This window comes from Bellilinea sp., from assembly GCF_053501535.1.
This window is the reverse complement of the sequence record NZ_JBRCOK010000094.1, coordinates 1-11,722: the sequence shown is the minus strand read 5'-3', so window position 1 is coordinate 11,722 and position 11,722 is coordinate 1. Positions and strand designations below refer to the sequence as shown.

The window sequence follows — 11,722 nt, the reverse complement described above, 5'->3', positions numbered from 1 at the left end:
AAATTTGCCATCTCTGATCTGCTGGCGAAAGGCCTTATCGGGCATGGGCGCGCTGATCACCTGCTGAACGCCCCGCCCCTGCAGAAAACGGGCAATCTGCTCGGCTTCCTGCGGAGCGTCTATCAGGAACGGATGATAGCCGATGGCAATCCGCTGGGGGATGAGTTGGCTGCTTTCCATGAGATTATTATACCCGTTTGGAAAGGAGAAAAAACAACTTAAAGAACCTTATATCTGTCTTGGAAAAAACACCGCCATGAATTGGTGTATAAGTTTGACTTCCGGTTAAAGAGCGGGTAAAACTGGTAAAATCAACGCCATGCGTTACCAGAAAATCCCCTATCAAAAGCGTTCCAAAACCTGGCCGGTCTGGCTGGCAGCGCTGGCTGTCGCGCTGCTTGCCGCCTGGCTGGCCACCAGCCCGTTTTCCCCCTTTCATTCTCAAATTGCCTGGCGGGTTGAAATTGCCCGCACTTATCTGCGCGGCATTTTACAGCCCATTCAGGCCATGCCAACCGCCCTGCCGGCGCAGGCCATGCCCATAGACCAGCCGACCGCCACCCCAACGCCCACGGCTGCCGCAGTTCCAATCGAAACCGTCACACCCACAGCGCTGATCTCACCAACACCCCGCCCAACCCCCACGCCCATTCCGGCCCAGGTGCAGCTGCCCGCCCCGCCGTGGGAAAAGCAGGACATCAACAACTGCGGACCGGCAACCCTTTCCATGTATCTGAATTTTTTTGGCTGGAAAGGCGACCAGTTCACCATCTCGGATGTGATTAAACCCATTCCGCAGGATCGCAATGTCAACATTGAAGAATTGCTCTACTTTACCCGCAATTACGCCGGCTGGCTGCGCAGCGAGTTCCGGGTGGGCGGTACGGTTGAACTGCTCAAACAATTCATTGCAGCCGGTTTGCCGGTGGTGATTGAGGAAAGCTTTTACTTTGAGGAATACTACTGGCCAAACGATGACCGCTGGGCCGGGCATTACCTGCTGGTCACCGGCTACGACGATGCCACCCAAACCTTTACCGGCCAGGACTCGTTTTACGGCGCCAACAAACGCATTCCTTACACAGAACTGGACAGGAACTGGCAGTCGTTCAACCGCGTCTACTTCTTTGCTTTCCTCCCCGAGCAGGAAGAAATGGTCAAAAACCTGCTGGGAGAGGACTGGGACCCGATTGAAAACCGCAAACGCGCCCTGGAAACCGCCCGCCGCGAAACTCAGCAAGACCCCAATAACGGCTTTGCGTGGTTCAATCTGGGCAGTAATCTCGTCTATTTTGAGTCCTACGCCGAAGCCGCTCAGGCCTATGACCGCGCCCGCGCCGCCGGCCTGCCGCAGCGCATGCTGCGCTACCAGTTTGGGCCGTTTTTTGCCTACTTCAATACCGGGCGGGATGCCGACTTGCTGGCATTGACCGAGTACGCCCTCAAAATCACCCCCAATGCCGAAGAAGCCCTGTTATGGCACGGCTGGGCGCAGTACCGCGCGGGCAACCGCCAAAAGGCGATTGAAAGTTTTCAAAAAGCGCTGGAAGCCCGCCCGGGCTATTTTGATGCGCAGTACGCGCTCAATTTTGTCACTCAAAACTAAGGTGTCGTGATGAACAAACGAATTTTGCTTTCGCTGGTTGTGCTGCTGGCGCTGTTTTGCCTGGGCAGCTTGACCGTGATCTGCGTTACTACCGGTGTACTCTGGCAAAACAACCTGAGGTCTTCACCAACGCCGCTCAGCAGCCTCATCACGGAAACGGTTACACCCCCGCAAGCCGCAGCCACATCAACCGCCACCCCCGCAATCACCACGGAGGAAACCCCTTCACCATCTCCCACAAAACCGCTGACCGCCGAAGATGCAGCCATCTTAAAACAGATGGAACGGATCGAGCAGCAGGTTGCAGCGCTGCGCGGTTTGCCGCTGCTTGAACCGGTGAAGCGCCAGTTGATGAACAGCGAAGAACTGCGCAAACATGTGGAAGAAAATTTCCTTAAAGACTATACCGCAGAAGAAGCCGCTCAGGACGCCCGCGTGCTTTCCGTCTTTGGGCTGTTGAACAGCGACTTTGATCTTTACGGCCTGTACCTCGAACTGTACAGCGAACAGGTAGCCGGTTTTTACGACAGCGAAACCAAAGAGATGTATGTGGTGCAGGGGGGTACTTTTGGCGGCATGGAACGTTCTACCTATGCGCATGAATTTACCCACGCCCTGCAAGACCAGCATTACAACCTGCGTGAAGGTCTCAAAATCAACCCCGATTCCTGCAAGGAAGACAGCGAGTACTGCGCCGCAGTTCAGGCGCTCATTGAAGGGGATGCCAGCCTGACCGAGCAGTACTGGCTTTACCAGCACGGTACGGCACAGGACCGCCGCGATATTGAGGCTTTTTACGCCAGCTACTCCAGCCCGGTGCTGGATTCCGCACCTTCCTTCCTGCGTGAAGATTTTGCCTTCCCCTACCGCGAAGGGGTGGACTTTGTGCTGACCCTCTTCCAGGAGGACGGATACAACGCCATTGACGCAGCCTTTGCCAATCCTCCCGTTTCAACCGAGATGATTTTGCATCCCGAAAAATATCCGGACGACCGGCCGGTAACCCTCAGCCTGCCGCAGTTCACCGGCCTGCTCAACCGCCCGCTGAGCGAATTGGACCGCGGTGTGATGGGCGAATGGTACACCTACCTGATTCTGGCGCATGGCGTACAGGAAAACTGGCGGATTGCCGATGAACTGGCGCGTCAGGCGGCAGCCGGCTGGGGCGGCGATGCCTACGCCGTGTTTTGGGATGAAACCGCCCGTCAACCGGTCATGGCACTGCTCAGCGAATGGGAAAGCGAACGCGACGCGGGTGAATTCCGTCAGGCATTCACCGCCTACGCCCGTCTGCGCTGGGGAGAAGCCGATCAGCAGGATTTGCAGCGCGGCTGGCTCTGGCAGGAAACTGGCGATGGAGTGGTTTTCTTCCAGCAGCGCAGCAATCAAACCCTGTGGCTGATTGTCCCGCGCCAAGCCGATATCCCGCTGCTCAAACCCTCCGGCTGGTAAAAATGCCTCTCGATCTGGCACGCATTCAGGCAATTTGCTTCGATGTGGACGGCACGCTGAGCGACACAGACGACCGCTGGGTTGAGCGGCTGGCGGGTTTCTTGCGCCCGCTGCGGCTGCCTCAACACCGGCGGCTGGCGCGCTGGTTGATCATGGGCATGGAATCGCCGGCCAACTGGCTGTATGAAATCCTCGACCGCCTGCATCTGGATGATGAGGCCGCACGGCTGGTTGACTGGCTCTTCCGCCATCAAAACGAGGGGAGCGCTCCCTTCACGCTGATTGAAGGGGTGGACAACCTGCTCGCCCGCTTGAAAGAACACTACCCGTTGGCAGTGGTCAGCGCGCGGGGGGAAAAAGCCACCCTGTCCTTTTTAGATCAATTCAACCTGAGCGGGCATTTCAGGGCGATTGCCACCGCCTTGACCTGTGCGCACACCAAACCCCTGCCGCATCCGGTGCTTTGGGCAGCCGGGCAGATGGGGGTCAGTCCGGCCAACTGTCTGATGGTCGGCGATACGGTGGTGGACATCCGCGCCGGAAAAGCAGCCGGTGCGCAAACAGTGGGGGTGTTATGCGGCTTCGGCAGAGAAAAAGAACTGCGCCGCGCCGGCGCCGACTTGATTCTGGAAAGCACCGCCCAGTTGAGCGCAGTACTGGAGCCGCTGGAGGATTAGGCGGTATTTTCAAACATCCAGCACAACCCACGCCGGGTCATGGTCGCTGCCATCCCCGCCCAGTTTTTCCCGCCGGCCAATCCAGGCCGCCGTCTGGCGCAGAGCCAGCTTCTGGCTGAGCCAAATCTGGTCGAACAGCTCATAGCGCGCCGGCTGGCCGCTGGCTTTGTAGCGGTGCGTCCACAGCGGGCTGGGGGGCGGCGGGTTGTCGCGGCGCGGCGGGCGGGTTTCCCGCGCAGTGGTCAGCCCGTTGACCAGTTCCAGCGCGCGGCTCTGTACAAAGGGCGCCAGGCAGTCCGATTCGGGCGAGTCGTTCATATCCCCCAGCAGCACAAAGGCACTGTTGGGGCGGGTGCGTTCGAGCAAAACACGTTCGGTCACTTCCGCCTGACGGCGGCGGGTCAGGTCAGCGCGTTGTTTGCCGGTGATTGGGTTTTCATTCGGAGCAACATACTGGCTTTTCAAGTGCGTATTGAACAGCGTGAACAGCCGTTTTCGCCGCCGCGGGTCGAGAATCTCGACCTCCAGCAGGTCACGGCTGAAGATGGGCGAATCCGGTTCAGCAGGGTGGGAGGCAAAACGCCACGAGGTCAGCGCGCCAATCGGCAGTTTGCTCAAAACACCCACATCAATCAGGCGCGGGTCATTACCCTCCACCAGCGCCTGAAACGGGTACAAACCTTTCAGCCAGGTGCGGTTGAAATGCTGCAATGCCGGCAGGTCTTCCACTTCCTGCACGGCCAGCACATCCACATCCATTTCCAGAATGCGGCGGGCGATCAGGGCGGTGGCTGCTTCGTCTTTCTCTTTAACCAACCGCCCCATGAAGGAACGGATGGCGTACTCCTCTGGGTCGTCAAAGGTGTAGGTCACGCTCAGGCCGGTATCACCGGCAAGGATGGCTTCGATGCGCCCCTTGAAGTTAAAGCGTGAAAACAGGTTGTTCAAGTTGAAGCTGCCAATTTTGACCAGCATTTTTCACCGCCTCTCTGCATAACCGCTAAACCAATTTCTGCTATCATTTTACCTGCAAGCCACGCAGAACGTGTTATAAATAGCAGTGGAAAAAGGGCGTACGATGAGCAGCGTTACTGCAAAATTGATACTGGGCGATTGCCGTACAGAATTAAAACACCTGCCGGACAATTCCATAGACCTCATTTTTACCTCACCGCCGTATGCAGACAGTCGCAAAAACACTTATGGCGGAATCCGGCCAGAGGAGTATGTGGAATGGTTTTTACCCATTTCAGCAGAACTTTTACGGGTACTCAAACCGGACGGCACATTCATCCTCAACATCAAAGAAAAAGTAGTTAACGGTGAACGGCATACCTACGTCATTGAGTTAATCCTTGAAATGCGAAAGCAAGGCTGGTTGTGGACAGAAGAATTTATCTGGCATAAAAAAAATTCCTACCCGGGCAAATGGCCCAATCGTTTCCGTGATGCCTGGGAACGTTTGCTGCAATTCAACAAGACCCGCAAATTCAAAATGTTTCAGGAAGCGGTGATGGTGCCCATGGGTAATTGGGCAGATAAACGGCTGCGCAATCTTAGCGCCACCGATCAGGTGCGCGATCCATCCCGTGTGGGTAGCGGCTTCGGCAAACGAATTGCCAATTGGATCGGCCGCGAAAAAGCATATCCGACCAATGTGCTGCATATGGCGACCGAAACGCGCAATCGCAATCACAGCGCAGTCTTTCCAGAACCATTACCGGAATGGTTTATCAAACTGTTCACCCAAAGTGGAGATTGGGTTCTCGATCCATTTATGGGTTCGGGTACAACGATCCGTGTTGCACAACGAATGGGAAGGAATGCCATCGGTATTGAGATTTTGCCGGAATATTACCATCTGGCACAATCCACGATCCCACTGGAATATGAGATGCCTGCTCTTCAACTAACCCTGTTAGAAGAAAAGGAATCCTACAATGCCGCTTCAAATGAATGAAATCAGAGATTACATCCAGAGTCATATCAATCAATTTCACGAACGGCGGGCAGAAAGCCTGAGAAAATTAAAACTGATTCAAATTTTGAAGCGAAAAAATCCATATTTATTTCGAGCAAAAAACATCAACACATTTCATGAATTAGTAAAACATTTACTGGATGCTCACCTGTCTTCACAAGAAGAAACCATTTTTGGAGAGTTTTTAGAAAACCTTGCGGTATTTGTTTGCAGCCAAACCTATCAAGGCCGTAAATCTTCGGCCGAGGGAATTGACCTGGAGTTCAGCAAAGATGGCACTCATTATCTGGTTTCCATCAAGTCCGGTCCAAATTGGGGAAACAGCAGTCAGGTCAAGAAGATGGTCGAGAATTTCAAGAAAGCCCAAAGAATTTTGCGGTCGAACAATCCGGGCATTCATATTCAAGCCGTCAACGGATGCTGTTATGGAAAAGATGCCAACCCTGACAAAGGGGATTATTTGAAATTGTGTGGTCAGGCATTTTGGGAATTTATCTCCGGCAACACCCGTTTATATATTGATCTGATTGAGCCGCTTGGCTGGCAGGCAAAACAGAAAAATGACGAGTTTTATCAGGAATATGATCGCATCCTGAACCAATTTACAATCGAATTTGCGAATCAATTTTCACTGGACGGAAAGATCGACTGGGAAAAACTCGTCAAAATCAACTCTGGAAAGGAAAGTCTATAATTTACAGGTGAAACCCATGCCCATACCCATCCTCCCCTCTCACATCCGCCGCAACCACGCCCTTGAACATGCCACCCTGCAAATTTTGGGCGCACAGAACCCGCGCCTGCGTCTGGCAGGTTACTCCGATTCGCTCGGATTCTGGATCATCGGCAAGGTGGATTTTGACGACCTCCAGGAAGCCATCCATCAGGCTGAAACCCGCCTCAATCAGGGCGAAGCCTACCTGGCCATTCATCCCAATTGCGGCACCAATTTTGCCGCCAGCGGACTGGTTGCGGCGCTGGCTGCCTTCCTCGCCATGCTGGGAACCGGCAGTTCCAACCGCAGCCGCTGGGAACGTCTGCCGCTGGCAGCCGTGCTGGTCACCCTCAGTCTCATCCTCAGCCGACCGCTGGGGCCGTGGCTGCAGGCGGTTGCCACCACCGACGCCCATTTGAACGGCCTGCATGTGGTTGGAATTGACCGCTTTGAACGACGCGGGATTCCGCTGTATCGCGTGCACACCCGCTCCTGACGGATTTCGAAATGCAGCCATCCGCCGCTGACGCTCAGGTCATCCTGCTGTACGGTGACGATTTTCATGCAATCGCCGAAGCCGCCGTTCAACTGGAAGCCGCTGCCGGCGGTGACCCGGCGCTGGCCGACCTCAACCTGAGCCGGTTCGATCTGGAAAACCGCGCCATCACAGAGGATCAGATTCAAGCGGCAGCCTACGCGCTCCCTTTTTTGACCGAAAAGCGTCTGGTCATCCTGCGCAACCCATTTATCCGCTTTAACCGCCCCGAAGCCTGTCAGCGGTTGATCCGCCTGCTGGAAGGCCTGCCGCCGACCACCCGCCTGGCGCTGATTGTGCCCGATACCCATCAGGGCTCCAGCAAAGGCTGGGAGATCATGGATGACAAGAAACGCGGTAGACTGCTGTTGGATTGGGCAAGGACTGCCGGCAGTCGGGTTACGGTGCGTGAACTGCGCCTGCCACGCCCGCACGAGATGACCGATTGGATTTTGCGCCGCGCCAAACAGGAAGGCGGTCAGTTCACCCCGCGCGCGGCTGCCGAGCTGGCTGCCCTGACCGGCAACGATACCGGCATCGCCGTGCAGGAAATTCGCAAGCTGCTGACCTATGTCAACTTCAGCCGGGCGGTGGATGTGGAGGATGTGCAGGAAGCAGCCGCCTCCGGCGGTCAGGCCGATGTATTCAAAATGGTAGATGCCATTGCGGCTGGCGAGGCGCGTACCGCCCTGAAACAACTGGTGGTGCTGTTGGAGCAGGAAGACCCCGCCCGCCTGTTTGGAATGATTATCCGCCAGTACCGGCTGTTGATTCTGACCCGCGAGGCCATCGAGCAGGGGATTGTTTCAAAAGAGGCGCTCGCAAAACACCTCAAAGTGCATACCTTCAGCGCCGAAAACCTGATCCGTCAGGCAAAGCGCTTCAGCCTTACAAAACTGGAAAGCGCTTACCGGCTTCTGCTGGAAACCGACCGGTTGGTAAAATCAGGCCAGGCAGATTTTCAAGTCGCTTTGCAGACATTAATCGTCCAGTTATCGAATCCCGAAACCGTCCATTAACAACCCCCTGACGCCCCGCTGCCCGCCGCCAGCTTCAACCCGCCGCCCAACATTTTTGCAAGGGCATTTCATCCCCACACTGGCACGAACCTTGTTACCCTAACAGGGTCAGGGATAGATGAAGGTTTTGTTCAGCCCAGCGGAGGTACGATGAAAATCCCTCGTTTTGTTGTTCTCAATGGCCTTGTCCTGATCAGTCTGTTGGTGGTACTGGTCTCCTCTCATCCGGCGCTGGCCGCCAGCGAACCGCCGGGCGAGCCGGTCAGCAGTCTGCCCCCTGAGTTGCAGTCTGCGCTGGATCAGCGGATTAACCAAATCGGCATCCAATCGCTGGGGTTCTTGCTGTATGAACCGCGTGTGGTGGATGTGGAATACTCGGCGGATGGCAGCCTTGCGCTGATCTGGTTTGCCTTTGTGGATCCAGATACCGGTCAATTCATTGAAGGGGAGCCGGGGCTGGCCATCGCCCGGCTGAGCGCACCTGCAGAGGGACAAAAGGGCATTCAGGCGTGGGATGTAACCCTGCAGGCTGATGATGAATGGGGAGAAACCCTGCTGGAAGTCCCGCAGGACCTGTTGAGCGATGAAGTCCGTCAGATGTACATGACCCCCAGCGAGGATAAGAGCATCCTGACCACCACCGTTTACCGCGGCTACAAGCTGCCCTGGCCGGCCGGTGTTTCACACCGCGTTTCGCAGTCGGTCAGCCACAGCACCTGCGCCAACTGGGTGGACTGCCGTTATGCCTGGGATTTTGCCGAGGACAGCCCCAATCAAAACTGGTCCATTCTGGCCGCCAAGGGCGGGATTGTCAAACGGGTCAAGTGGGATATTCCCACCCGCTCGCCTTCCGCCTGCCCGGGTGACGGCACGGTCGGCAATTACATTGTGCTGGAAGACCGCAGCACCACCCCATGGACTTATCAGTTGTACCTGCATCTTGCCCAAAACAGCATCCCGGAACGGCTTCGTACTGTCGGCGCCATTGTTCAGCAGGGGGAATACCTTGGGCTGGTGGATAACACCGGCGCTTCCTGCGGCAGCCACCTGCACTTTCACGTCCACACCAACCCCAATTCGTACTGGGGCACTTCTGTAGATATCCGCTTCGATGATGTGGCAGTCAACGACGGCCGCCCGCGCACCTGTTTCGAAGCCGCCAACTGGTCGGCCTACGGCAATCAGTGCAACCCCGGCAACCGCTACACCTCCGGCAACATCGGCACCAATCCGCCGGCCGGCTCGTTGAACCTACCGGCGCCCGGTGAAGAAGTGACCGCGCCCACCGTGCTGGTGGCGGGCACCGCCTGGGATGACCAGCAGGTAACCAACATTCAAATCATTGCCCGCGGGTTGGACGGAGTCTGGAAAGACGTGGGCAGCGGCTTTACCCAAACCCCCTTTGCAGTGGAGGCAAATTTGTGCGCCGCCGGTATCCCCAACGGACCGGTGGATATTGCCCTGCGGGTTTGGGACAATCACGGCAATGTCACCATCCAGCCGCAGGGGCTGCGCACCGTGCTGAAGAAGTACAACTGCCCGGCGGCTGCCCCAACCTGCACACTGACGGAGAACAAAATCATCCTTTACAGCCAGCCGAATTTTGAGGGCAGCTGCCGCGAGTACCTGTGGAACGGCGATATCAGTGTGCCGGATCTGGCGACCGGCGGCTCACCCGTCGGCAGCAACAACACCCAGTCTATCCGGGTTGGCAGCAACGTGCGCGCCGTGCTGTACGACTACACCGGTTACGGCGGGCGCGCCGAAGCCTTCGAGCGGGATGATCCCAATCTGGCCGACAATCCCATCGGCGCCAAGACAGCCTCCTCTCTCAAAGTACAATTGCGCAGTTCAACCGGCCTCGCATCGTCGCTCATCTATCCGACCGGCGGCGTATCCATACCGGCAACCGATTCGATCACGTTGTTCATGTCCTCACCCTCGGCAACCGGCTACGGTTTCACCCTAAACCGCGATGGGCAGTTGTACCAGAGTTATGACAACCTGTCCTTCCCGGCCGTTTCCATTGGCAGCCTGCCGCCCGGCAATTATTCGGTACGCGGCTGCGCCAGAGTGGCCGCCAGCGGCGCCAATTGCGCCGACCGCACCGACTGGGTCAATTTCACCGTCACCAGCGCCGCGCTGCCCAACAACAACCTGAAAACCGCACCCTACAGCGACAACATGAACACCAACAACGGCGACTGGCACGCCACCGGCGGCTGGCAGCATACCGGTACACACTGGCGCTACGGCAACGGCAGCTCCTACAGCGGCCGGGGCAGCCTGACTTCCCCGCCCATCCGCCTGCCGGAAAGCGGCAGCCCCTATCTCTACTTCAACTACCGCTACCGCACGGAATCGCCTGCACAGTGGTGGGATCAGCGCCGTCTGCAAATCTCGGTGGATGGCGGACCGTTCAGCGACCTGCCCGGTTGGGGACAGTTTTACCATGACCCGCCCACCGCCAATACCTGGCTGAACACCCCCAACATGGATCTCAGCCCGTATCTGGGCCGCACCATTCGCATCCGCTTTTACTTCAACACACTGGACGACAACTACAATCAAGGAGTTGGCTGGGAAATTGACAATTTCCAGATTCTGAACACCCAGCCCACCGGCGGTTGTGCCGTCAATCCGGCCAACACCAGTCTGTCCGCCGCCCGCTGGGTCAACATTGGCGAAACCGTGGTCGGCGAAACGTTGTGCGTGCCCGGCAGCCAGATGTACTATCAGTTCTTCGGTTTTCAGGGGCAGAGCATTTGGGCTGAAGTCAACGCCAAAGCCATCGGCTCGCAGTTGGACCCCTACCTCTACCTGCTGGATAGCAGCGGCGGCATCATCACCGAAAATGACGACATTGTCTACCAGCAGAATCAGGACTCTCGCATCGAAATCACCCTGCCTTACACCGGCAACTACTATCTGCGCGTCAAGGCCTGGGATCACCCCGGTGCAGGCGGCGCGGATTACTACTACGTCCTGCGCCTGATGGAATTCAACACCTCGCCGTACCTGCGTTTCATAATTCCGGCTTCAAACTGGATTGCTGGAGGCCCGTTTGAAGCGCGGGTTGAGGTCAACGCCCAGGCCAGCGGTATCAGTCAGGTGGATTTCTACTACCGCGCGCCGGACGCCGCCAACAGCAGCTGGCAGCTGATTGGCAGCGACACCAACGGCAGCGATGGCTGGAGCATCAACATCAACCCGGCCGGGTTCGGGGGAATGGTGGGCGGAACGATCTATGCTCAGGCGCGCAGCACCAGCGGGCAAATCTGGGGCGACTGGCGGTTGAACCTGCAAATTGACGGCGGTAAACCCACCGCGCAGTGGAGCGGTAGCCTGCCCAACCCCAGCGGCTCGACTGCCGTACGACTGGCGTGGAGCGCGCAGGATGATGTTTCCGGCATCAGCCGTGTGGAATTTCAGTATCGCATCAACGACGGCGGCTGGCAGGACTGGAACGTCAAACCGACCGGCGAAAGCGGCAGCGTCTGGTTCCTTGGACAGGCCGGTCAAAAGGTTGAATTCCGCATCCGCGCGGTGGACCGCGCCGGCAATGTGCAGGATTGGCCTGCCGGTGGACAGGTAACTACCCTGCCGGTTAGCTGCACCGCCGGCAGCGACGAACCGGCCAATGACCAGCGTGCGGGCGCCATTTTCCTGCCGTATGAAACCGGTCTGGAACAACAACTTTGCCCGGCCGCCGACCGCGACTGGATGCGCTTCGACGC

The 11,722-nt window shown here is 57.1% G+C and carries 11 protein-coding genes; 9 read left to right on the top strand and 2 right to left on the bottom strand.

The window, feature by feature from the left end:
* Positions 1–180 (bottom strand): hypothetical protein (locus tag ACWIZX_RS09445; protein WP_448335581.1); only part of this gene is annotated, 180 nt, incomplete at its 3' end.
* A 180-nt stretch (positions 181–360) separates the two neighbouring features.
* Between ACWIZX_RS09445 and ACWIZX_RS09440 the strand changes: the two genes are divergently transcribed.
* From ACWIZX_RS09440 to ACWIZX_RS09425, 4 genes are read left to right on the top strand one after another with little or no spacing between them, the layout of a single operon-like run.
* The gene (locus tag ACWIZX_RS09440; protein WP_416181064.1) at positions 361–462 is read left to right on the top strand and encodes a hypothetical protein; all 102 of its coding nucleotides are present in this window, start codon (positions 361–363) and stop codon (positions 460–462) included.
* A 46-nt stretch (positions 463–508) separates the two neighbouring features.
* Entirely contained in the window at positions 509–1,606 is a 1,098-nt protein-coding gene (locus ACWIZX_RS09435) for a C39 family peptidase (RefSeq protein ID WP_416181063.1), read from the top strand.
* 9 nt (positions 1,607–1,615) lie between these two features.
* Entirely contained in the window at positions 1,616–3,058 is a 1,443-nt protein-coding gene (locus ACWIZX_RS09430) for a hypothetical protein (protein WP_448335580.1), read from the top strand.
* Positions 3,059–3,060: 2 nt separating this feature from the next.
* Positions 3,061–3,735 carry an HAD family hydrolase gene (locus ACWIZX_RS09425; protein ID WP_448335579.1) on the top strand — a complete coding sequence of 225 codons (675 nt, stop codon included), beginning with the start codon at positions 3,061–3,063 and terminating at the stop codon, positions 3,733–3,735.
* Positions 3,736–3,744: 9 nt separating this feature from the next.
* Here the strand turns inward: ACWIZX_RS09425 and ACWIZX_RS09420 are convergent, their stop codons facing one another.
* Positions 3,745–4,710 carry an endonuclease/exonuclease/phosphatase family protein gene (locus tag ACWIZX_RS09420; RefSeq protein WP_448335578.1) on the bottom strand — a complete coding sequence of 322 codons (966 nt, stop codon included), beginning with the start codon at positions 4,708–4,710 and terminating at the stop codon, positions 3,745–3,747.
* A 103-nt stretch (positions 4,711–4,813) separates the two neighbouring features.
* On the opposite strand from ACWIZX_RS09420, the gene ACWIZX_RS09415 reads away from it, so the two are divergent.
* The 5 genes from ACWIZX_RS09415 to ACWIZX_RS09395 form a co-directional block, all read left to right on the top strand.
* Positions 4,814–5,695 carry a DNA-methyltransferase gene (locus tag ACWIZX_RS09415; RefSeq protein ID WP_322793805.1) on the top strand — a complete coding sequence of 294 codons (882 nt, stop codon included), beginning with the start codon at positions 4,814–4,816 and terminating at the stop codon, positions 5,693–5,695.
* Positions 5,688–6,410 carry a PmeII family type II restriction endonuclease gene (locus ACWIZX_RS09410; protein ID WP_322793806.1) on the top strand — a complete coding sequence of 241 codons (723 nt, stop codon included), beginning with the start codon at positions 5,688–5,690 and terminating at the stop codon, positions 6,408–6,410. The genes ACWIZX_RS09415 and ACWIZX_RS09410 overlap by 8 nt, the downstream gene beginning before the upstream one ends.
* Before the next feature lie 16 nt (positions 6,411–6,426).
* On the top strand, positions 6,427–6,927 hold the full coding sequence (locus ACWIZX_RS09405; protein ID WP_448335577.1) for a DUF6391 domain-containing protein: 501 nt from the start codon (positions 6,427–6,429) through the stop codon (positions 6,925–6,927).
* An 11-nt stretch (positions 6,928–6,938) separates the two neighbouring features.
* Positions 6,939–7,985, top strand: a complete 1,047-nt coding sequence (gene holA, locus ACWIZX_RS09400; protein WP_448335576.1) for a DNA polymerase III subunit delta — start codon at positions 6,939–6,941, stop codon at positions 7,983–7,985.
* Positions 7,986–8,135: 150 nt separating this feature from the next.
* The coding region (locus ACWIZX_RS09395; RefSeq protein ID WP_448335575.1) for a peptidoglycan DD-metalloendopeptidase family protein at positions 8,136–11,722 on the top strand (3,587 nt) is incomplete at its 3' end.